Origin of the sequence: Pseudoalteromonas sp. C2R02 (assembly GCF_018860845.1) — a bacterium.
Taxonomy (GTDB): domain Bacteria; phylum Pseudomonadota; class Gammaproteobacteria; order Enterobacterales; family Alteromonadaceae; genus Pseudoalteromonas.
This window is the reverse complement of sequence record NZ_JAHKQC010000045.1, coordinates 180,001-202,997: the sequence shown is the minus strand read 5'-3', so window position 1 is coordinate 202,997 and position 22,997 is coordinate 180,001. Positions and strand designations below refer to the sequence as shown.

At 35.0% G+C, this 22,997-nt stretch carries 22 protein-coding genes; 15 read left to right on the top strand and 7 right to left on the bottom strand.

What is annotated here, in order from left to right; translation table 11 throughout:
- Positions 1–257: 257 nt before the first annotated feature.
- Complete coding sequence (locus tag KO527_RS22880) at positions 258–1,331, top strand: ATP-binding protein (RefSeq protein ID WP_252733996.1); 1,074 nt, start codon at positions 258–260, stop codon at positions 1,329–1,331.
- A gap of 344 nt (positions 1,332–1,675) precedes the next feature.
- On the opposite strand, the gene KO527_RS22875 is transcribed toward KO527_RS22880, so the two are convergent.
- From KO527_RS22875 to KO527_RS22860, 4 genes are all read right to left on the bottom strand, one after another.
- A complete protein-coding gene (locus KO527_RS22875; RefSeq protein WP_216042558.1) occupies positions 1,676–2,515 on the bottom strand; it encodes a DUF3037 domain-containing protein in 840 nt (279 codons plus the stop codon).
- The gene (locus KO527_RS22870) at positions 2,512–3,222 is read right to left on the bottom strand and encodes a HipA family kinase (protein ID WP_216042557.1); all 711 of its coding nucleotides are present in this window, start codon (positions 3,220–3,222) and stop codon (positions 2,512–2,514) included. The genes KO527_RS22875 and KO527_RS22870 overlap by 4 nt, the downstream gene beginning before the upstream one ends.
- Positions 3,223–3,453: 231 nt before the next feature.
- Positions 3,454–3,969 carry a GNAT family N-acetyltransferase gene (locus tag KO527_RS22865; protein WP_216042556.1) on the bottom strand — a complete coding sequence of 172 codons (516 nt, stop codon included), beginning with the start codon at positions 3,967–3,969 and terminating at the stop codon, positions 3,454–3,456.
- A 689-nt stretch (positions 3,970–4,658) separates the two neighbouring features.
- The gene (locus KO527_RS22860) at positions 4,659–5,561 is read right to left on the bottom strand and encodes a hydrogen peroxide-inducible genes activator (RefSeq protein WP_216042555.1); all 903 of its coding nucleotides are present in this window, start codon (positions 5,559–5,561) and stop codon (positions 4,659–4,661) included.
- A 168-nt stretch (positions 5,562–5,729) separates the two neighbouring features.
- Here KO527_RS22860 and katG point away from each other — a divergent pair, with 168 nt between their 5' ends.
- The 10 genes from katG to ahpF all read left to right on the top strand — a co-directional run bounded on the left by katG (position 5,730) and on the right by ahpF (position 18,055).
- Positions 5,730–7,949: a catalase/peroxidase HPI gene (gene katG / locus KO527_RS22855; RefSeq protein ID WP_216042554.1), complete on the top strand. Its 2,220-nt coding sequence runs from the start codon at positions 5,730–5,732 to the stop codon at positions 7,947–7,949.
- Positions 7,950–8,286: 337 nt separating this feature from the next.
- Positions 8,287–9,012 (top strand): TetR/AcrR family transcriptional regulator, encoded by a 726-nt coding sequence (locus tag KO527_RS22850; protein WP_216042553.1) that lies wholly within the window; start codon positions 8,287–8,289, stop codon positions 9,010–9,012.
- 21 nt (positions 9,013–9,033) lie between these two features.
- The gene (locus tag KO527_RS22845; RefSeq protein WP_216042552.1) at positions 9,034–10,143 is read left to right on the top strand and encodes an efflux RND transporter periplasmic adaptor subunit; all 1,110 of its coding nucleotides are present in this window, start codon (positions 9,034–9,036) and stop codon (positions 10,141–10,143) included.
- A 2-nt stretch (positions 10,144–10,145) separates the two neighbouring features.
- Complete coding sequence (locus KO527_RS22840) at positions 10,146–13,247, top strand: efflux RND transporter permease subunit (RefSeq protein WP_216042551.1); 3,102 nt, start codon at positions 10,146–10,148, stop codon at positions 13,245–13,247.
- A 215-nt stretch (positions 13,248–13,462) separates the two neighbouring features.
- Positions 13,463–13,807 (top strand): siderophore-interacting protein, encoded by a 345-nt coding sequence (locus tag KO527_RS26140; protein ID WP_252733995.1) that lies wholly within the window; start codon positions 13,463–13,465, stop codon positions 13,805–13,807.
- An 18-nt stretch (positions 13,808–13,825) separates the two neighbouring features.
- On the top strand, positions 13,826–14,236 hold the full coding sequence (locus KO527_RS26135; RefSeq protein WP_252733993.1) for a siderophore-interacting protein: 411 nt from the start codon (positions 13,826–13,828) through the stop codon (positions 14,234–14,236).
- A 241-nt stretch (positions 14,237–14,477) separates the two neighbouring features.
- Positions 14,478–15,104, top strand: coding sequence for a flavin reductase (locus tag KO527_RS22830; protein ID WP_216042550.1), 627 nt, complete (start codon positions 14,478–14,480; stop codon positions 15,102–15,104).
- Positions 15,105–15,108: 4 nt separating this feature from the next.
- On the top strand, positions 15,109–15,522 hold the full coding sequence (locus tag KO527_RS22825) for a DUF3429 domain-containing protein (RefSeq protein ID WP_216042549.1): 414 nt from the start codon (positions 15,109–15,111) through the stop codon (positions 15,520–15,522).
- Between the two features lie 269 nt (positions 15,523–15,791).
- Positions 15,792–16,355 (top strand): alkyl hydroperoxide reductase subunit C, encoded by a 564-nt coding sequence (ahpC, locus tag KO527_RS22820; protein WP_042143543.1) that lies wholly within the window; start codon positions 15,792–15,794, stop codon positions 16,353–16,355.
- 134 nt (positions 16,356–16,489) lie between these two features.
- Positions 16,490–18,055, top strand: a complete 1,566-nt coding sequence (gene ahpF, locus KO527_RS22815) for an alkyl hydroperoxide reductase subunit F (RefSeq protein WP_216042548.1) — start codon at positions 16,490–16,492, stop codon at positions 18,053–18,055.
- Positions 18,056–18,128: 73 nt separating this feature from the next.
- On the opposite strand, the gene KO527_RS22810 is transcribed toward ahpF, so the two are convergent.
- Together KO527_RS22810 and KO527_RS22805 are read right to left on the bottom strand one after the other, a co-directional pair.
- A complete protein-coding gene (locus tag KO527_RS22810) occupies positions 18,129–18,356 on the bottom strand; it encodes a hypothetical protein (protein WP_216042547.1) in 228 nt (75 codons plus the stop codon).
- Between the two features lie 186 nt (positions 18,357–18,542).
- Complete coding sequence (locus KO527_RS22805) at positions 18,543–18,899, bottom strand: DUF1428 domain-containing protein (protein WP_216042546.1); 357 nt, start codon at positions 18,897–18,899, stop codon at positions 18,543–18,545.
- Positions 18,900–19,444: 545 nt separating this feature from the next.
- Here KO527_RS22805 and KO527_RS22800 point away from each other — a divergent pair.
- Positions 19,445–20,197, top strand: a complete 753-nt coding sequence (locus tag KO527_RS22800) for an SDR family oxidoreductase (protein WP_216042545.1) — start codon at positions 19,445–19,447, stop codon at positions 20,195–20,197.
- A 96-nt stretch (positions 20,198–20,293) separates the two neighbouring features.
- Here the strand turns inward: KO527_RS22800 and KO527_RS22795 are convergent, their stop codons facing one another.
- Positions 20,294–21,196, bottom strand: coding sequence for a LysR substrate-binding domain-containing protein (locus KO527_RS22795; RefSeq protein ID WP_216042544.1), 903 nt, complete (start codon positions 21,194–21,196; stop codon positions 20,294–20,296).
- Between the two features lie 116 nt (positions 21,197–21,312).
- Here KO527_RS22795 and KO527_RS22790 point away from each other — a divergent pair, with 116 nt between their 5' ends.
- The 3 genes from KO527_RS22790 to KO527_RS22780 all read left to right on the top strand — a co-directional run bounded on the left by KO527_RS22790 (position 21,313) and on the right by KO527_RS22780 (position 22,891).
- Complete coding sequence (locus tag KO527_RS22790; RefSeq protein ID WP_216042543.1) at positions 21,313–21,780, top strand: OsmC family protein; 468 nt, start codon at positions 21,313–21,315, stop codon at positions 21,778–21,780.
- A 20-nt stretch (positions 21,781–21,800) separates the two neighbouring features.
- On the top strand, positions 21,801–22,109 hold the full coding sequence (locus KO527_RS22785) for a DUF1272 domain-containing protein (protein WP_216042542.1): 309 nt from the start codon (positions 21,801–21,803) through the stop codon (positions 22,107–22,109).
- A 587-nt stretch (positions 22,110–22,696) separates the two neighbouring features.
- Complete coding sequence (locus KO527_RS22780; RefSeq protein WP_216042541.1) at positions 22,697–22,891, top strand: hypothetical protein; 195 nt, start codon at positions 22,697–22,699, stop codon at positions 22,889–22,891.
- The last annotated feature ends 106 nt before the right edge of the window (positions 22,892–22,997 follow it).

Below are 22,997 nucleotides of genomic sequence, written 5' to 3'. Positions count from 1 at the left end.
AAAAAGAATCTAAAACGAGCTCAATAAGCTTTGAAAACAAATTAATGAGTCTGGCACTTTTTATAGGTTTACTGCCCACTTCTTTTTTGTTTTACACACTATACTCTCATGATATATCAGTATATTTAAAATTAATGCTTAGTTTTTCTATATTGGTTATTGTGTTTTATGGCGCACTTTCATTAAGACAACAAGTCATTTTTCAATTTCGAACCTCTACTAATATAATGGAGTCTGTGGCCTCTGGCGATTATTCTATGCGAGCCCATCTTACCAAGTCTAATGGTGCACTAGATCAGTTTAATCACTTACTTAATACTTTAACTCAAACCTTAGCTGAGCAAAGTTTGATAACTAAAGAAAAGCATATTTTATTGCACAAGGTTATTACACAAATAGATGTCGCTATTATTGCCGTAGATAATAGCTATAACATTGCTTTAATGAACCCAGCTGCAGAAAAGCTGTTTAACTGTCGATTCGAAGCGATGCATGGTTGGCCTGTAAAACAGCTAGGGCTAGAAAAAGTTTTATCTGGTGAATATAGGCAAGTTGTTGAGTTTGAAATTAAAGAATATAAAAAGAAAGTATACATACACACAGATGAATATTTTGAAAAAGGTGTCAAAAAAAGGCTTATTTTTATCACAGATATACAAGATATTCTTAGAGATGAAGAACGACAAGCATGGCAAAAACTATTAAGGGTGCTCAGCCACGAAATAAATAATTCTCTGGCTCCTATCAGCTCTATCAGTGACACCTTATCCTTACTTTTATCAAAAAATAAATCATCATCTGAATTTGATGATGACTTAAAAGATGGCTTATCTGTGATCACTGAACGATCTCACTCTCTAAATGAGTTTATTCAAAGTTACCAACAATTAACTCAATTACCTCCCCCAACTAAGTGCCTTTTGGATATTAGGCAATTAATGAGTTCTATTATTTTATTATTTGATGATGCCAATATCTCACTTGTATCAAATGAACTGACTATTTATGCAGATAAAAATCAATTACAGCAAGTATTGGTGAATTTGGTTAAAAATGCATACGAGTCAATGCAAGATAATCCAAACGGAGAAATAACCATAAAATGGGAAAGACAAACAAATAAAATCTTAATACACGTACTCGATCAGGGCTGTGGTATTGAAAATACGGATAATTTATTTATACCTTTTTATACAACTAAACAAGAGGGCAGTGGTATTGGCTTGGTACTCAGCCGTCAAATTATCATGAATCATGGTGGAGACTTAACCATTAAAAATAGGCTTGATGATATAGGTGCTAAAGCAACGCTATATCTACCAAGTATTTAATACCAATCCCGATAAATACATGATCAATCTAAAAGATAAAAATCTTTATTAATTAAAATTATACAAATGTCATATTAGCTACTTTGCATACCTGTCTGCTTACATGAACATTATTGAATTCATTTTTATCTCCTTCAACACAGACCTTTATTTATCAAATAAATAAGACTACCAGAACCTAAGTGTATAGAACATATTAAGGACAACACAGAATTCTATTTAAGATGGTATTATCAGAAGCTATCGTATATATGAATTTGTAGGAAAAAGGATTTTAAAGAACATATAAAAAGAACAACCGAGTGGCTGCTCTTTCTATTTATTTTGTATTGATATAGTTGTGATTAAGTTAGCTTAAACTCACCATGTTCAAGGTCTGAAGCAAATTGAAAAATACTTTTCTTATCATCAAATAAAACAACTTTTGTATCTAGTTCTTTCATTTCATCAGTGACTTCTTGATAAGCTTTAACAATCTCTTTTTTCTCACTGCTTGGTTTCTCTAATGCAAACAGCATGTTAGTAGCTTCTATAGTATTAGCCTTAATTAAACGTTTTACACGGTTAATCCATTGCTCACCATGCTCGATTAAATTAAGTGGTTTAGCTTGATTAAATGACAGAGGTTTGATCACTTTTGTTACATGACACCCTTTTGTTACAAAAGGCATATCTATTTGTACATTATAATCAGCTATTAATTTTTGTTGAGTATAGTGAACATTAGAAATATGTTTTTTCAAATCATGTCTTAATGCTTTGACCATTTGATGTTCACGATATTCTTTAGTTACAAAGTTTCGTGCAACATACATTTTATAAAGTTCTTCTAATGCAACCTGTGGATTATTATGTAACATAGCTCGAGTTTCACTAAAGCTAATAATACCTTCTCGATATCGAGTCACTTCTTCTAATAGCTCAACTTGCTTCTCTCCAAAAAACTGAGAACCAAACTCTTTAACCCGTGTTAGCTCCAGTTCGAAAGCAATAAGAGTATTTCTATAAAGTTCACCATTTAAATCATCGAAGAAATGAGTCACCCTACCGAAGTTCTTTGGTGCTAAGTGAAAATCTACAAAACCTGTTTTTGGAGAAAACAAAAGAACACCAACATTTGCGAATTCTTGCGTTTCACTGAAAGGCATAAAGCGCACAATTGCGTATTTACAAAGTTGTTTCATTTTATGTCCTCCCAAAAGTTTGCTGATTTATACTGTTCCAATACTACGATGATTTCACGATTTATGCTATCTAAATCGTAATGTTCCAACCACTCTTGAGGCAAAGAATCTATTGCTTCTTGAAGTATAGCAATAGAAGAGTGAATTCGTTCTTCATAATACGACTTTGCCAACAAAGGTTGTTGTGGCTCAAACCACGCCATCCTGCCGACATGCAGTTCACAATGGTTAGTTAAGCTGAAACTCGGTTCAAAAGATAAATTGTGATCCAAAACAAATAGTTGATTTGACAGAGGTTCAAAAAATAAATTTGGATTACCTCCTAACTGAGTTAAGCATCTATCATCATTTTTTATCCAATAATCAAATACAAACAAATCCTGCAATATCTGCTTTGATACTTTTTGTAATTGAGAAAATGTCACATCTTGAATATTTGGAACAAACTTAGAGGCAAAGCACATACCTGAACCAAGATCTGAGTAACCATATTCAACTAGCGCATCATCAACATATACCAAACTAAACTCAGGACAAGGTAAACCGAATTCCTTACATAGATGCGCTGCGATCCACTCTTTTATCAACCCCTTGGGTGTTGCTCTAGCACCTTTTACAATATAAAGATACCCGTCATCAGCTTTACATAAAAAAGGGGCTGTTTGACCTTGCTTCATTTGACGAATTATTTCTGTAACAACTAACATCAACTTCCTTTTATGTGGACAATATGACTTTTCGTCAGTAACTTATCATATTATAATGAAATATCCAGATTTCATGCTATCAATTTAAAACATGCTACCCAAATACTAATCTCTTAAATTACCATGCTCATGTGCAGTATTGGTAGAAAACCAGTTGCCGGTCAGTATAAAACCCCATTGAACATCACGAATCAATATTAACGAGTTTACGCATTTTAAAATATGAGTCCTTTACAAATTACGTGAAAACTTTAAACTCGGTGTATCGTAGCCAGCTAATTTACTTTCACCTAATTCACTAAAGCCGAGTTTTTTTAATACATTCATAGAATCTGAATTATCTAAAGCGGTATAGCCAAGAATATGAGTCAGTTTTATTTCATTTTTGGCATACTCCAGCACTGCCTTTGCGGCTTCAAGCACATAACCTTGCTTATGATAATCACTCATAAGTGCATACCCTAAATCTATGTCATCAGTATTGTCTCGCTTCATTAATCCACAAGTGCCAATAGGCGTATTAGAGTCTTTCAATACGATTAAAAACATGCCAAAGCCATTTTCTTGGTAACTTTTTATTGGGCCATTAATAAGAAATTGCTTGGCATCATCTAAGGTATAGATTTTCTTGTCTGCGATATTCTTTATAAATAATGGTTCATTATAATGTTGTAAAATAAACTCACTATCTTCTATTACTTTCTCTCTGATTATTAACCTGTCTGTTGTTGTAATTATTTTACTCATCAAATATTCCTTATTCTGTTTTTGTTATTAGCTAAATTCACCATATAACATGTTGAATCAAACAAATAATGAAATATATTGATTTTGTATGAATTGAAGTAATACTAAGAAGGATATGAGAAATTGTATTGGTAAGAGATAGGGTTGACGAACTATTAAGTGCCAACCCTATAAAAGAGAGTGTTAAATATTAAGACTGACAACATTGATCGCCATAATAATTGTTAGGGTAATTACATTGGCTTACTTGTTGTTTTTGAGTATCTTCTGTAAAGATTGATTTAATATTATTTAATAGTGTTTTCATATTATTTACCTTGGTTATTTAAGACAAAACCAGTGTGCTGTATTTTTATAATTTATTAAATCAAGTTTATTGGAAGACAAGATTCTAAAAAACTGAACTTACAATTTTCAGTTTTTTACCAATTCTATTCAGTTAGTGAGCAAATATAAATTAAGATAAATTTTCAAAAGCACAGGTTTATAGCTCCAGGCTAAACCTAAGTACCTATATCCATATAGGCAAGGCGCTTGATTGACTAATAGCTGGCTATTAGGAGTGAAAGAAAAGATTTATTGCTCCAGACTAAACCTAAGTACCTGCATCCATACAGGCAACGCAGCTATTGTATTTTTAGACTATTTAGATTGTTCATATATTAATTGGAATTGGTATAAGGTCCAAATTAACCACATTTTTCAGATAATTGTTCCGTAAAAATACTTTGTAATAACGTTAATTCTTTCGTTCTCACATAATTTGGCCTGATCACTAAAGCGATTGTTCTATGTGGCCCTGGTTCATTTAAGTGTATCGCTCGCAGTTCAGATTCATTATAAGTAAGTTGATCTAATGCCATTTGTGGTACTAAGGTAGTACCTAGTTTACCTGCAACCATTTGAATTAAAGTATGTAAACTGGCGGAATCAAAATCAGACTCTTGATTTTTATTTTGTAAACTACATGCGGCTAATGCGTGCTCTTTTAAGCAGTGCCCGTCTTTTAATAACATTAATTTATCAATTTCTAACTCTTCACTGGTGATCTCTTGTACTTTACTTGGGCATTCATCTTTGTGACACACCCAATAAAAATCTTCTTGCCAAAAGTCAAAGCTCATCAAACCCTCAATAGGATAAGGCAATGCTAAAATAGCCGCATCAAGCTCGCCATTACGAACCATATCCACCAGCACATGAGATTGTTCTTCAATTATTTTAAGTTTAAATTCGGGGTATTTAGCGCGTACTTCAGGCAAAACTTTTGGTAGTAAATATGGCCCTATTGTTGGGATCACGCCGATACTCATAGGCGCAGAAAATGCTTGTTTGCTGATCTGAGGGATTTGTAATAATTCATCTAATTCTATTTTTACTTTTCGTGCTTTATCTAGAATTAACTTGCCTTCATTGGTGATTAAAACTTGCTTGTTATTTCGCTCAAAAATGGTGATATCTAACTGTTTTTCCAGCTCATTGATTGCTGTACTTAAAGCCGATTGCGATACGTTGCACGCTTCTGCCGCTTTTTTAAAGTGCAGCGTTTTTTCAATCGCTAATGCATAGTGTAATTGTTTTAATGAAATCATATTTTTATGGTGTTTCTGAATACCGTTTCATAGAGTCTAATCAGTAAGTCATCATAGTGCACGAATAAAAAATCGAACGTTATCTTCTATTTTATCAATTATAAAAGCGACTCTTTTGCTTCTAAGATTTATATCAATCGAAATTAATGATGTATCTGAGGTAAAATAATGTTAAAAAAATCACTCCCTATCGCAGCTGCTATCTCTGTTGCGCTCTCATCTATGATGATTTCTCCAGCAGCAGTAGCGACCACTGAAGCAAAGACCAATCAATTTTGGTGGCCTGAGCAACTAAACTTAAGCCCACTTCGCCAGCACAGTATCGAATCAAATCCTTATGGCGAACAATTCAATTATGCTAAAGAGTTTGCAACGCTTGATTTAAAACAATTAAAAAAAGATATTCAGACCACACTGACAGATTCAAAAACCTGGTGGCCCGCTGATTGGGGGCATTATGGCCCATTAATGATCCGAATGGCATGGCATAGTGCTGGGGTTTATCGTGTTCATGATGGTCGTGGCGGCGCTTCTGGCGGACAACAAAGGTTCGATCCACTCAATAGCTGGCCTGATAATGCCAATTTAGATAAAGCACGCCGTTTATTATGGCCTGTAAAACAAAAGTACGGTCGTAAAATATCTTGGGCTGATTTAATGGTACTGTCAGGCAATGTCGCTCTTGAATCTATGGGTTCTAAAACCTTTGGCTTTGCCGGTGGTAGAGCCGATGATTGGGAGCCAGATTTAGTTTACTGGGGCCCAGAAACAAAAATGCTATCAGATAAACGCCGCGATAAAAAAGGCAAATTAAAAGGCCCACTTGCAGCTGTTGAAATGGGTTTAATTTATGTAAACCCAGAAGGACCTCATGGTAAACCCGATCCATTATTAGCAGCAGATGACATTAGAATGTCGTTCGGTCGCATGGCGATGAATGATGAAGAAATAGTCGCTTTAATTGCTGGCGGTCATACTTTAGGTAAAGCACATGGCGCAAAAAAGCCAAATAAGTGTGTTGGTGCCGAGCCCGCTGCAGCCAATATTGAATCGCAAGGTTTAGGTTGGAAAAACAAATGTGGTACAGGTGTTGGTGCTGATACCATAACAAGCGGCTTAGAAGGTGCTTGGACAGTCACACCAACACAATGGTCATCTAATTATTTAGATAACCTAATGAACTTTAATTGGGTTTTAACTAAAAGCCCAGCTGGCGCTAAACAGTGGATCCCAGATAACAAAGCTGCCGCCAATTTAGTACCTGATGCCCATATTCCAAATAAGCGTAATGCACCTATTATGTTTACAACCGATATCGCATTAAAAGAAGACCCTGAATTTAGAAAAGTCGTTTTACGTTTTCAAAAAGACCCTTCAGAATTTGATAAAGCATTTGCTAAAGCATGGTTCAAATTGACCCATCGCGATATGGGCCCACGTGCTAGATATGTTGGCACAGACATACCAAGTGAAGTTTTATCATGGCAAGACCCTATTCCAAGCATTAATCATAAACTTATTACCAAAAAAGATATTAATAGTCTTAAAAAGCAAATTTTAAGCTCTGATATAGATAATTCTGAACTGGTTAAAACAGCGTGGGCAGCAGCTTCTAGCCATCGAATAACCGATATGCGAGGTGGTGCAAATGGTGCCCGTATAAATCTTGCTCCGCAAAATACTTGGGCTGTAAATAACCCTAAGCAGTTAAAAACAGTATTAACAAAGCTAAAATCTATTCAAGCTAAGTTCAATAAAAAAACTTCGGATAAGCAGGTTTCACTCGCTGATTTAATTGTTTTAAGTGGTGCCGCTGCAATAGAAAATGCAGCAAAACAAGCTGGTCATAACATTACTGTACCATTTACACCGGGGCGTGCTGATGCAACACAAAAACAAACTAACGTTAAGTCATTTAACTATTTAAAACCGACAGCCGATGGTTTTAGAAATTACTATTCTGACGAAAGCTACATGTCACCAGCAGAAATGTTAATTGATAAAGCAAATACACTTGGCTTAAATGTACCCGAAATGACTGTACTTGTTGGCGGTATGCGAGTACTCAATGCAAACTATGATGGCTCATCATTAGGTGTATTCACCGATAAACCAGGTGTATTAAGCAATGACTTTTTTGTTAATTTATTAGATATGGCAAACGTATGGACAAAAGATGCTAATCCTAGCATTTATCTTGGTCACGATCGCGCTTCTGGTAAACTTAAATATCAAGCAACGCCTGTCGATCTTATTTTTGGTTCGAATACTGAACTCAGAGCAATAGCTGAAGTATATGCATCAGATGACGCTAATAAAAAGTTTGTAAATGACTTTATAGCCGCTTGGGTTAAAGTCATGCAACTAGATAGATTTGATTTGAAATAAAACCAGGTAATTTAATCAAAGAGAATACTGTACACCCAGAGTATTCTCTTTTTTATATGTGTATTGTTTCTAATTACATTTCTGATTTTTTAAACTTTAACACAGCTAATTTTTCATACTCAATTCAAATCAGCCAATCACACTTCTGCCATTATTATTCAAAAACACCACATTTGTTAAAGGTAGATTGATACAAAACATATTCAATAATAAAAACCTCCGCTCAATTTATAAACAAACACTTGACTTTTACACTTCAGAGATCAAAAATAACCACATTCGAATGGCGTTCGAATGAAATTCAAACGTCTCAAACATTAATTAAAGAGATGAATTAATGGCACCAGCACCTAAATATAGTCCTCAAGAACAAGAAGAGATGATTTTAAATGCAGCAGCAGAATGTATTGCTGATACTTCTCTTTTAGATTTTACAATGTCGTCGATATCAAAAGCGGCTAAGTTGTCTATGGGTTCAATTTACAAACATGTGCAATGTAAAGAGGATATAATTTTTGCTTTAGCAACAAGAGTTTTTCACTACCAAAGTAATATTTTCAAACAAATTTTAGCTATGGATCTAACAACGCCAGAAAAAATTGCCGCCATCGCTTTGCTCAACCCAACAAAAATTCAGGTATACCCTTTTGATAGTCAATTAGAGTCATTTGCAGCCAACGATCTTGTGATCAGTCGTGCCTCATCACTTTGGACTGACAAAATGATCAAGGCAAATGAAGAATGTGAAAAAGTATTTAATAAATGCATGCACCAGGCCGCTTACTCTGGAGAATTAACATTAAATGGCAGTACCGATCAAATGATTGAAGAAATCAATCTGGGTTGTTGGGCACTATTAATGGGTTACCAATATGTCGGCCGCATTGTTCAAATTCGACATATATCAGACGGGACTGACTCATTAAATGAGCCACTAGCAATTGATGCCCCTGCGATAAGAAGTTTACAAAGGCTCATTAATTCATATCAATGGCAAACATCACTTGATTCAAATGGTATCTCTAAAGTTGCCAATCTATTAATTGAACAAAATTTAAGATAAATACCCTATTCGGAGAAGTATATGAAATTATCTCGTTGGTTAACCACCATTTTTATTATTGCAGTGACAGTTGCTGGTTTAGGGTTTGTTAAATTTCAACAAATTCAAGCTGCTATCGCTATGGGTGAATCTTTCCCAGAACCATCAGCAACAGTTAATAGCATAACTACATCAACAACAGCTTACCAAGAAAGTGAAAAAGCAACAGGCCAAGTTTCTGCAACGCAAGTTGTTCAATTACAAAACGAGCTGTCAGGCATCATCACAACCGTTAACTTTACTGCAGGGAAAAAAGTACAAAAAGGACAATTACTTTTAGCGTTAAATACGGTTGAAGAAAAAGCACAGTTAGACGCAGCAAATGCTAATTTAGTACTGGCTGGTAATAATTTCGATCGGATGAAAAAACTATTTTCGCAAAACAAAGTCAGCCAACAAGAGTTTGATACCGCAAACGCGCAATTAAAAGTTAATAAAGCAAACGCAGAGAATCTTAAAGCGATTATTAACAAAAAACATATTATCGCACCATTTGATGGTGTTGTTGGTTTAGATACGTATCAAGTCGGTCAATTTATAGCAACAAATTCAATCATTACAACATTAATAGGCAGTGAAACCACTATTTGGATCGATTTTCAGTTAGCCCAAACTAAAGAAAAACTCGCAATTAACGATCACATAATGATTAAAGCAATCAATGATCCCCTTGAAAATTATAAGTCAGCAAAAATCATTGCCAAAAATAGTCAGATCAATGACAAATCAAGACATATGCAGTACAGAGCTGAGCTAATCGATGGTCGTCAATGGTACGAGCATAATGAAATCGTCGACATTAAAATTCTAAGTTCAAATAAACAACTAATGTTAGTGCCAAATTCAGCTGTGAGTCGCAATCAGAATGGTGATTACCTTTTCACTTTAGAAAAAGATAACAACCAACAATACCGCGCACATCGCGTACAGATCGAATTAGGCAAACGGTTAAAGGATCAACAAATAATCAAATCAGGTATTGAAGTAGGTAAAAAAATCGCGACTGAAGGTGCATTTAAATTACGTGAAGGTTTATTAGTTTACCCCAAAGAAGAGATTGCCCTTAAATCCAATGTTAGCACTGGAGCATAATAATGAGTGAGCTTAATGACAATAAACCTTCAGTGATGGATATTTTTGTTCGTCGCCCAGTATTAGCCATTGTTTTATCATTATTAATTGTTCTTGCAGGTCTTTATTCTGCAAATAAAATTTCTGTTCAACAATACCCTAAAATTGAAAGCGCCTCTCTTGAAATCACAACAACATACACAGGTGCATCCGCAGAAGTTGTTAAAGGCTTTGTGACCGAACCGATTGAACGTGTCGCATCAACTGTGCCTGGTGTTGATTATGTCGATTCAATAACTACCTCAGGTAATAGTAAAGTCACCGCTTGGCTTAACTTGAATCACAATACCAACGACGCACTCACTCAAATGACAACAAAGTTAGGTCAAATAAAGTTTGAATTACCTGCAGGCGCTGAAGATCCATCAGTGAATGTACGACGTACTGATAGCCCTAATGCACTGTTTTATTTAGATGTGAAAGCAAAAGGAAAAAAACGCAGTCAAATTACAGATTTCCTTTCTCGTAATGTTACACCAATGTTGAGTGATATTTCTGGGGTACAAAAAATCACCCTAGAAGGCGGCCGTAATCCTGCTATGCGTATTTGGTTAAATCCCGATAAATTAGCCATTTTTAACTTAAGTGCAGATCAAGTATTCGCAGCCCTTAGCAACAATAATACAATCGCTACTTTAGGTCATAGTAAAAATAATCAACAACGCGTTGATGTAATGGCAAATACAACATTAAAAACAGTAGAAGACTTTGAGCAACTCGTTATTACCGATATAGAAGGTGCCCAAGTACGTATTTCAGATGTTGCTAAAGTGGAAGTTGGAGAAGAAGAAGGTTTTGTTAATGCAAGGCTCGATCATGAAACAACGATATTTTTGGCTGTATGGGCTCTTCCTGGCGCCAACGAAATTACCATAGGTGATGCGCTTTATAAAAAATTAGAAAGTATTAATCAATCCTTACCACAAGGAATGAAAATCAGTATTGGTTATGATGGTACCTTGTATATGCGCGATGCTATCAATGAAATATTCACAACATTAATCGAAACTGTGTTACTTGTTGGTATTGTCGTACTCGCTATGATGGGGTCTTTTAGAGCTGCATTAGTGCCACTGATCACTATCCCTATTTCAATATTAGGTGCAATTGCAATCATGTCTCTAATGGGGTTTTCATTAAATTTATTGACTATATTAGCCGTAGTTTTATCCGTAGGTTTAGTAGTTGATGATGCCATCGTTGTTGTTGAAAACGTAGCGCGACATATGCGTGAAGGCAAGGGACGATTTGAATCAGCATTATTAAGTTCAAGACAACTTTTAGTACCTGTGATTGCCATGACTTTAACGCTTGCTGCTGTATATGCTCCTATTGGTTTTTTGTCTGGTTTAACTGGGTTTTTGTTTAGAGAATTTGCATTTACTTTAGCTGTTGCCGTACTAATTTCAGGTGTTGTGGCTATTACATTATCTCCAATAATGAGTGCTTATGTTTCACCTGAGGGCGGAAAAGAAGGCAAATTAACGGTTAAAATAAATTCAGGGTTTGAACATATAAAAAATTATTACCTTCGTATACTAGCGCATATATTTAACTGGCGTGCTCAAGTATTAGTTATGGCAATTATCTTTAGTTTACTTGTTATTCCATTTTACATGTTTTCACAAAAGGAGTTAGCACCGGTAGAAGATCAAAGCAGTATACAGGTAGTAGTTGAAGCCCCTCCTGAGTCTTCTTTAATGTACACTTCTAATAATATGAACCAAGTTGTTGATACATTAAAAACAACTGACGGCAGTAAGTTTGTTTGGCAAATCTTAACAGCTGCTGCAGGGTTTGGCGGCGTAGAGCTTGAGCCTTTCAATGAAAGAGAAAACAGTGTTCAAGAAAGTCTACCTGAGCTTTACGGCAAACTAGGTAGTATCAGTGAATTAACCTTATTACCTATTTTACCTGCGGCACTTCCTACAGCGGGCCAATTTGACGTTGAAATGGTTGTACGTGCTAACGATGATGTTGAACAAATGCGTAATTATGCTGAACAGATTATTGGTAAAGCATATCAAACAGGTAACTTTATGTTTGTTGATACGGATCTCAAAATTGACTTGCCTCAAACTGAGTTGTTAATTAATAGAGAATTAATAGCTGATTTAGGATTAACGCTTTCAGAGGTTAATAACCAACTTAGCGTTTTAATGTCTAACAATTACGTTAATCAATACAATGACAATGGTAAAGCTTATCGCGTAATACCTGTTGTAGATAAAACAAATAAATACAACCCAGAAAATGTATTAGATATGCAAGTGAAAACACCATCAGGTGATTTAATCAAAGTATCAAGTTTTGCAACAATAAAAGCTGTAACAAGTCCTCGTATTTTGGGTTCGTTTAACCAACAAAAATCATTTAGGATCTTTGCTGGTGTCTTACCCCATATTTCTAAAGAACAAGCACTATCTTCTGTTGAAGAAATAGCGGCAGATTTGCTTCCAGCAAGTTATTCGATTGATTATGCAGGTGAATCACGTCAAATTAGAAAAGAAGGTAATACCATGGTAAATGTATTATTAGTATCTTTGATAATCGTTTACTTTGTTTTAACCATTCAATTTAATAGCTTTAGAGATCCTTTAGTTGTGTTATTAGGCTGTGCCCCATTAGCGTTAAGCGGCGCATTATCAATTGCATTTTTAGGCTTTACTTCAATCAACATATATTCTCAAATCGGTTTGATCACCCTAATAGGACTCATCGCCAAAAATGGTATTCTTATAGTTGAGTTTGCAAATCATATGCAACTACAAGGTTTGAGTAAGTTAGACGCCGTTAAGTCTGCAGCAGCCACGAGATTACGCCCTATATTAATGACTACCGCTGCAACAGTATTAGGGCACTTTCCTTTAGTATTAGTAACTGGAGCAGGTGCTGAAGCACGAAATAGCATAGGTGTTATATTAGTTGCAGGTATGTTAATTGGCACATTTTTCACTCTCGTAGTCTTACCTCTACTTTACAATTGGTTAGCGACTGACCACAGAGTAAAACTCAAATCTATCAAAGCAGAGCAAAACAATGCAAAGGAGTTAGCTGCGGCATAATTTTCATCTATTTAAAGTGAGATTAACTAAATCATCACTCACTTAAAACATAACCCTGCCACAGTGCAGGGTTTTTACTATAAGTAACAAAAATGAATCACATATTAATTTTATACTTCATGAAAATTTAAAATGTAAAATCAATTCACAGCACTATGCACATGTTAAAAGTGACGTTAACCTAAATGCAAAAGAGAATTATTATTAAGTAAGAAATGAATAAACCATCACCTAAGCAATTAACTGTATTAAATTCAAAAAAAATTACTGCAAATATGCAACGTATTACCTTACAAAGTGATGTACTTGCTGACTTCTCAAATGACTGTGCTGGTAATTATATAAAGCTGTTATTTAATCCAATTGGCGGTACTGATTTAAGTACAGTGCCTGAAGATGAAAAACCTATCATGCGAACTTACACCATAAGATCTTTTTCACCTATCAATCACACCATTGAAATCGATTTTGTTCGCCATATTACTGAAGATTTACAATGTGGTTTTGCTGCTCGCTGGGCTATAAATGCTAAAAAAGGTGACATTATCAATATTGTCTGACCTGGTACAATAAAAGATATGAATACACATGCTGATTGGTTCTTAATGGTTGCCGATATGACCGCATTGCCGGCACTCTCTGAAAAAATTAAAAACCTGCCAAATGATGCCAAGGGCTACGCCATTATAAAAGTGATAGAAAATAATGACATACAGTTAATTGAGGTGCCGAAAAACTTAAAAGTTATTTGGATCACAAATGAAGAATCACTTTATAGTAAAGTAAAGTCACTCTCATGGTTAGATGGCATAGTGTCAATTTGGAGCGCATGTGAATTTGACGCTATGCGCCAACTTAGAAGCTACTATAAAAATGAAAAGCAAGTCGCCCATGAAAACATATACATTAGCAGTTATTGGAAAAAAGGCGTTTCAGAAGATGGCCATAAAGTCATCAAAAAGCAAGATGCCACACAAAACAATAGCTGATTATAAATAAACCTCACATAAATGCTATTGTGCGGTATTGTTCACTTTTGCACTTCTATATCACTTAACAATTGCTCAATTATTTACAAAAACAGTTCAAACACCAAATCATAAAATAACCTAAAGATCGATTTTAAATCGATCTGTTAAAGCCTATTTTACGTATCTATGTTCAAATAATCAGTACACAGTGAATACCATTATCAAATTTAAATATTTTAACCAAAATGACCTTCATAATATGGACAGTCGTGATCGCGCACTTTTTATCAATAGTCTCTCAGGATTTAAAAGTGCTAATTTAATCGGCAGTCAAAATAGTAAAGGACAAACTAACTTAGCAATGTTTAGTTCTGTTGTGCATCTTGGTGCCTCACCCGCTTTAGTTGCTTTTATTATGCGACCTGACAACGGTAAAAGGCATACGCTAGATAACATAAAACAAACAAAGCAATATACAATTAATCAAGTCAGTGAAGCTTTTTATGACAAAGCGCATCAAACATCTGCGGCCTACTCACAAAATCAAAGTGAATTTGAATCATGTGGATTAACTACCGAATTTATCGATACGATTAATGCGCCTTTTGTGGGTCAAAGCCGTTTAAAGTATGCCGTTTCATTAACGCAAATTATTCCAATTGAGCTTAACGCTACTTTGATGATCATTGGCGAAATCACACATATCATTTGTGACCAACAAGCGATTCAAAGTGACGGGTTTATTGATATTGAATCAATAAACACTGTGGCAGTATCTTCGCTTGATAGCTATCATAAAACAAAGAAAATTAATCGATTACACTATGCAAAGCCTGATATGCCCGTGCAACCGCTAGTAAATATAATTCACAAGATAAAGGGCTGATAAAATGCGTGTATGGCAATTACTTGGTTATTTAGGTTTATTACCTTTTATTGGGTTGATTTTAATGTCTCTGACCAATGTAAGTTTAAATTCAATTACACCAGAGCAAGGATTTATTTTTTATAGTGTCTGTATATTAAGCTTTTTGTCAGGCACATTATGGCGCAAAGATAGACTTGTTAAAAATAATACAACATTAATTTTAAGTAATTTATTTTGCTTGTATAGTTTTGCTTGTTTATTTTTTCCTACCTCAATTGCTTTGAGTTTATTAGTTTTTGGCTACATCGCATTATTAGCTGTGGAGTATTATTTGAGCAGCAAAAATTCAAATACCCTTAATCTTAGCTATTTTCAAATGCGGGCGATTTTAACCTTTACGGTATGCGCACTTCATGGCTGGGCATTCATTTTATGATTATGAAGCACTGCTTCATAACACTCACAATTAATAACTTATACCAATTGTATTATAAATACATTAACGTCTGTTTCACTTCGATTCATCCCATTAAGCTTACCCAATAACTTTTACATTTAATAATTCTATTTTTTAGAACATTAATATCAGTTTAATCAAATTTATTAATCTCTCGGGTAATTCTATTATACATCCATCGAAAGCAAACATGCTTTTAAACAAAACGAAATACACAAATTTCAAATTAAAATTAAGAGGAATTACTCATGGCTCAAATAGGCAAAACTATCCCAGAATTTAAAGCACAAGCATTTCACAATGGCGAGTTTGTTGAAGTAACAACTGATAGCGTGAAAGGTAAATGGTCAATCTTTTTATTCTACCCTGCTGATTTCACATTTGTATGTCCGACTGAATTAGAAGACATGGCAAACCAATATAAAGAATTACAAGAATTAGGTGTTGAAGTTTACTCGGTATCAACAGATACACATTTTTCACACAAAGCATGGCACGACTCGTCAGATGCCATAGGTAAAATTAAATTCCCTATGATTGGCGATCAAACAGGGCATATTACTCGCGGTTTTGATGTGATGATTGAAGAAGACCATATGGCACATCGCGGTACATTTTTAGCAGACCCTGATGGCGTTATTCAAGTAGCACATATCCATGCCGGTGGCATTGGTCGAAGTGCAAAAGACATGGTTCGTAACGTAAAAGCAGCACAATATGTGCGTGATAACGATGGTGAAGTATGTCCTGCTGCATGGGAGCAAGGCGAGGCAACATTAACACCTAGTTTAGATTTAGTTGGCAAAATCTAACAATAGCTAAATAACACCTAAATAGAATGGCGGAACACATTAACACTTCCGCTTTTATTTCTCATTCAAATTCACCCGTTAAATTCACTCAATTTTAAAATAAAAGCCAGTGAATTCAGTTATAAGGTTGCCCCATGTTAAGTAACGATATTTTAAAAGCATTAAAAAATTACACCCAAAATATGACTAACAAGGTGTCACTTGTTTTACAAACTGGTGAACACAGTAAACGACAAGAATTAAAAGAATTTTTGTCACAAATAACATCTGTATCAGATAATTTAGAATTAGTAGAACGTAACGATAATTTACGTAGCCCAATCACCTTTTATTTAGAAGTTGAAGGTAAAAATAACGGCATTCATTTTTCAGGTATACCCAGCGGACACGAATTTAATTCACTGATTTTAGCCATTTTGCAATCATCTGGCACTGAGTTAAAGCTAGATAAAACCTTAACAAATATGGTTGAAAATATTTCCGATAAGCTGCACTTTGAAGTATTTATATCATTAAGCTGCCATAACTGTCCTGATGTTGTGCAATCACTCAATCAGTTTGCTTTATTAAATGATTCAATTAGTAGTGAAATGATAGACGGCGGGTTATTTAAAGACTTAATAGATGAACGTAATATTCAAGGTGTGCCTAGCGTTTATTTAAACGGTGAGTTATTTGCAAACGGCAAAATAGATACCGCTCAGTTAATTGATAAACTGATCAAACGCTTTCCTAATATAGTAGAAAGTAAAAAAACAGAACAATTACCACTGCAAGATGTTACGGTGATAGGCGCAGGCCCAGCAGGTGTTGCGGCTGCAATTTATGCCGCACGTAAAGGCTTAAATGTGACCATGATTGCCGATCGTATTGGTGGCCAAGTAAAAGATACCGTGGGCATTGAAAACCTGATCTCAGTACCAAAAACCACAGGCTCTGAACTCACAGGTAATATGCAAGCACATTTAAGCGATTACGATATCACTATTAAAGAGTTTTTACGTGTTGATAAAATTGAAAAAGATGCCTCAAATACAAAATCACCTAAAAAACTTCACCTTTCAAGTGGTGAAATAATAGACAGTAAAACAGTGATTGTAGCCACAGGTGCAAAATGGCGTGAGCTAGGCGTACCAGGCGAAAAAGAAAATATTGGTTCTGGGGTCGCTTTTTGCCCTCATTGTGATGGTCCATTTTTTAAAGGTAAAGATGTCGCAGTTGTTGGTGGTGGTAACTCAGGAATAGAAGCTGCGCTTGACTTAGCGAGTATGGTAAATCACGTAACCGTATTTGAATTTTTACCTGAGTTAAAAGCTGATCAAGTACTGGTAGATAAAGCCATGAAACATGATAAAATTACCATTATAAAAAATGCAGCTGTAAAAGAAGTAATAGCAGTAAACGGTAAAGTTGCAGCCCTTGATTATCAAGATAGAGAAAACGGTGAGCTTAAACGACAAGAGCTATCTGGTATATTTGTTCAAATAGGTTTAATACCAAATAGTGAGTTTTTAAATGGGGTTGTTGAGCGCACGCAACATGGCGAAGTGATTATTGACGAGAAGTGTCACACTACAGAGCCGGGTATATTTGCCGCAGGCGATGTTTCAACTGTACCCTATAAACAAATTGTAATTGCAATGGGTGAAGGCGCCAAAGCATCACTTTCAGCATTTGATTATATTATTAGAGAGAGCTAAACCTTAAAATACATCAAAGCTAATGAGTTTTCATTAGCTTTGATTGATCATATAGCTATTTGGATTAAGGTTACTACGACATGCCTATTAGCCAAGGCATACCAGCGCCTAAACTGACAGAAAATACCCCGAGTATAAATTTTAAATGGTTCATTGAACTACATTTTGAATACATATAAACACTTGTAAAAAATGCAAGTACAAACCAGGTAACTGAAGCCATAAAATATATGTAGATAACATCTTGATTTACTGAATCGGTATAACCAGAGTCTGTCATAAAATTTAAAATCAGTGTCAAAAGTAAGCCTAAAACAGGCAAGCAACCCATCATTATTATTCTGTTCTAAATCAATTTATTAACTATAGTTCATCCGTTTTTAAAGCAGCATCATATCCATTTTATTTATGAAGCAGTGTTACACCGTTTTACTGCCTTTGTAAAACAGTACCATAAAGCGACTAATTGAATTTAATAGCTGCTGTATTAAACGGATACAATGGTTTTAAACCCGCCAAAAATCATTCTCTTACCATCAAATGGCATTTTATTAATATCCCAATCTTTAAATCTAGGATCTGTCATTGCAGCTTTATTTCCTGCATCGCGAGCTTCTTTTGATGGCCATACAATCCATGAAAAAACAACCTCCTCTTCTGCCTCACATTTAACAGCCATAGGAAGAGATGTTAATGTACCATCAGGCACATCGTCAGCCCAGTTTTCTACCACTGACAAAGCACCATGATCCTTAAATACAGCAGCCGATACCTCAGCAAGCTTTATATAATCGGACTTATCTTTCTTTGCAACAGCAAGTACGTATCCATCAACATAAGACATAGATTTAATCTCCATATTTTGGTATTTAGTTAAAGCCCAATCATCATTAAAATGAACAGGGCCTTTTAATAATAATTCTAATCAAGTTTGAATTTTTTACTTTTCTTAATTAAACCAAACAATTGTAATAATTATGACAATATAAAATACAATGCCATCTAAATATTTTTTAAGAAAACCTTGATTTGATTTTAACGCCTTAAATTCACGATAACTGAATATTTTAGATTTATAAAAGCCAAAAGCTATAGCCGTTAATAAACTAGATATGAATTCCCACTTGTTTCTGCGCATTAAACAATCGTATATTAACTTTAGCTTAAACATCCAAGCTTTAATTTATAAATAAAACAGCTGTAAACCTCTGTTATTCTTAATTATACAAGGTGAGTACCCAGTTTTTAAAGACAGTTATTAGCACTTTGCTACCATCACCAGTTCTCTAGATAATTTGTAACAACAAAAATGCGCTACCAATTTTATTTTCATTATATGATAGCACCCTGTAATAAAGTTTTAAGATTAACTGCTTCTTAGGGAAAATAATGCAAAATAAAAAAGTCGCTATTATCACAGGTGGTAGCAGAGGCATAGGTGCAGCAACAGCTAAATTGTTTGCAAAAAAAGGATATGCAATTTGTATTAATTACAAAACTCAGTCGACTCCTGCACAAAAGCTAACACAAGATATTTTAGATTTAGGTACAGCTTGTATTGCTGTTCAAGCTGACGTTTCTATTGAAGAAGATGTAAACCGTTTATTTTCAACAGTAGATAAAGAGTTAGGTACTGTATCTGTATTAGTTAATAATGCCGGTATGCTAAAACCACAATCAAAACTCGTTGATATGACAGCTGATCGCATTAACGAAGTATTAATTAATAATGTGACCAGTTACTTTTTATGTAGTCGTGAAGCCGTTAAACGTATGTCAACGAGTACAGGTGGAAGTGGCGGTGTGATAGTCAATGTATCATCTGGTGCTGCAAAATCTGGCTCGCCAAATGAATATATCGATTATGCAGCCTCAAAAGGCGCGATCGATACTTTAACACGAGGCCTTTCTTTAGAAGTCGCTAGTGAAGGTATAAGAGTAAATTGTGTACGTCCTGGTTTAATTTATACCGATATGCACGCAGATGGTGGAGAGCCGAATCGAGTTCAAAGGCTAGAGAGCATCATTCCCTTAGGCCGAGGTGGCCAAGTAACTGAAGTTGCCGAAGCGATTTATTGGCTCGCTAGTGAAAAATCATCTTTTTCCACTAACAATTACCTAGATTTAGCCGGCGGGCTGTAACTTTAACTCTTTCATAAAAAACACTCACTATCTCAGATATTCAAAACTTCTGTAAGTCTGAATATCTGAGCGTTCTATGAAATATATACGTTATTTTTAATCACAAATTTGTTCTGATAACCAATCAGAAAATAAGGTGAAAGCAGTATTTTTCCATGATTTATTTGGTGCAACGAGGTAATAGTTATACGTTGTAGCTAGCTCTGAATCATCAAGTCTCACTAAGTCACCACTTAATAAATCACTGTTAACCATTTTATGCCAACCTAAAGCGATGCCTTGTTTTTGCTTAGCAGCGAATAACGCCATAGAAACATGACTAAACCACATTTGGCTTACTTGTTGGGGTTTTTCTATTGAAAAATGGTTAAACCAAGTGCCCCAAGATATACCACCAGGTTCATCTTCAATTCCAGCTTTATATATGAGCAATTGATGTTTCTCTAATAAAGTTTCTAATTTTCTGCTTCCACTTTGTTCCAATAACTCTGGATGACAAACTGGGTAAACTTTTTCATTACTCAATAACTTTGCTTCACAGCCCTGATAATCACCAATGCCAAAGTGAATATGACCATCATATTGATCTGTATTAAAATCGGCTAATTGATCAAGCGCTACTATTTCCAGCTCTATATGTGGATATTGAGTGCAAAAGTTATGTATTCGAGGCATGAGCCATAACTGGCAAAGCGACGGTATCACAGCAATGATCAGTTTTTCTTTTTGGCTCGAAAATTGGCTTTGAATTATGCCATGTTGAATATTTCTCACACCAGATGTTGCATGCTGTTTCAGTGTATCTCCCGCTAACGTGAGTCTTACACCTTTAGACTGACGATAAAACAAAGTAACACCCATCTGACTTTCTAATAACTTCATCTGATGGCTTACTGCACTAGGTGTAATGTGAAGTATCTCAGCCGCTCGGGTAAAGCTAAGCTCTTTAGCAACTACAGTAAATGTATGTATCGCCGAAAATGAAATATTATTACTCATAATGATATGAGTTGTCCTCAAGTCTAATTGAAATATTATCGCTTTCATAAAACTTCAGAGTCAAGCAATAATACACACTCAAGCATAAACAATGGCAACATATTAACGGGTCTAAAATGTCAGAATACACAGCACAAATCCTATGGCAAAGAGATGAACAAGAAAGGTTTTTAGATCAAAAATATAGCCGAGCACATATATGGCATTTTGATGGTGGAGCAAGTGTTGCGGCATCTTCATCGCCTAGTATCGTACCATTACCTTATTCAGTTGAAGGAAATGTAGATCCTGAAGAGGCTTTCATAGCCTCACTTTCAAGCTGTCATATGTTATTTTTCTTACAGATTGCCGCTAAAAATAAACTCATTGTAGATAAATATGTTGATCAAGCCATAGGTTTAATGGAAAAAGACAAAAATGGAAAAGTGTCTATGACAAAAGTAACACTTCGCCCGCATATTAAGTTTTCAGGTAACAAACAACCTGATTTAGTAATGCTTGAAAACATTCATCATCAAGCACACGAGCAATGTTTTATTGCTAACTCAGTAAAAACTCAAGTGGTTACTGAAATTATTTATTAAAATAGAGCTAAGGAATATAAATGCTAGAAATTAGGCCTAACTGTGAATGTTGCAATAAAGATTTAGCTGTAAATTCCACACAAGCAATGATCTGTAGTTACGAATGTACTTTTTGCCAACAATGTGTGGAAAATATTCTTAAAAATGTTTGCCCTAATTGTGGCGGAGGTTTTACTTTTAGACCCATAAGGCCATCAACTGAATATCGTAAAGGACTCAGTATTAAACATCAGTTTCCTTTAATTAAAAGAACGAATACATCATTTAGCCAAAAGCAAATCTCTGACTTTGCAGAGAAAATAAAAGATATTGAACCAGAAAATCGTTAAATAATGTCAGAAGACAATAAAATTTGATCAGCTACATTAATGATTGATCATTTTTTAATAAAGAAATGTGTTTGAAGTGATTTTATAATATTCCTCACATAAAGCTAATGTATCTTAAGAGCGACAAGCGGACATTCTAATTGATCACTATTTCATAAATTGAAAAGCAGCAGGGGAGCAAGCCGAGGCTTATACGTGGATCTAACTAGGGCGTTCGAAAGAACGCCCTAGTTTTCAGTGAATGCCCCTCTATACCTCTGTATTTTCGTTGCAGTAGAATCCTTCTAAATCAGCGTCATATAATATTTTTCTAATTTTATCTCCATTACCACAGATAAAAGTGCAATGACTATCCCAATGTGTAGTGATTGAGATGCTCTTGTCAGGAATATAGCTGCATGCTGAAGACGGAATCACCTCTTTACTCTAAAGGTCTTCAATCCAACATCGTTTTCTTTCTGTTCCAAACTCATCACTAACCCATAACCACAGTTCACCATTCGAAAACAAGGTATTAAGTAATTTTCCCTGTACAAACGAGATATAAATCCTTCAACAGGTATAACAATGTTGTCCTTGAACTAAAAGTGTTGATTGAAAGTGCAAACGCTTTTAATAAAAATATGGATGATGAGCTTAACCCAGACAGAACCGACAGTTTATGTGATCTCGAAGATCAAATATTAAGGAGAATCGGTGTTTTGAAGAGCGAAACGAAAGAGTTGCAGTCAAAAATTGATGGATTAAATGAGCGTTACGACAACTCAGAAATTAACCGCTAAACAGGTGTTTTGAAAGCAACCCTAACATTTTAGTCTGAATTAATAAGCGATATATTGAGTACAGACTTTATTTGATAAAAAGTTTTATGGATTTAAACCTTTTACT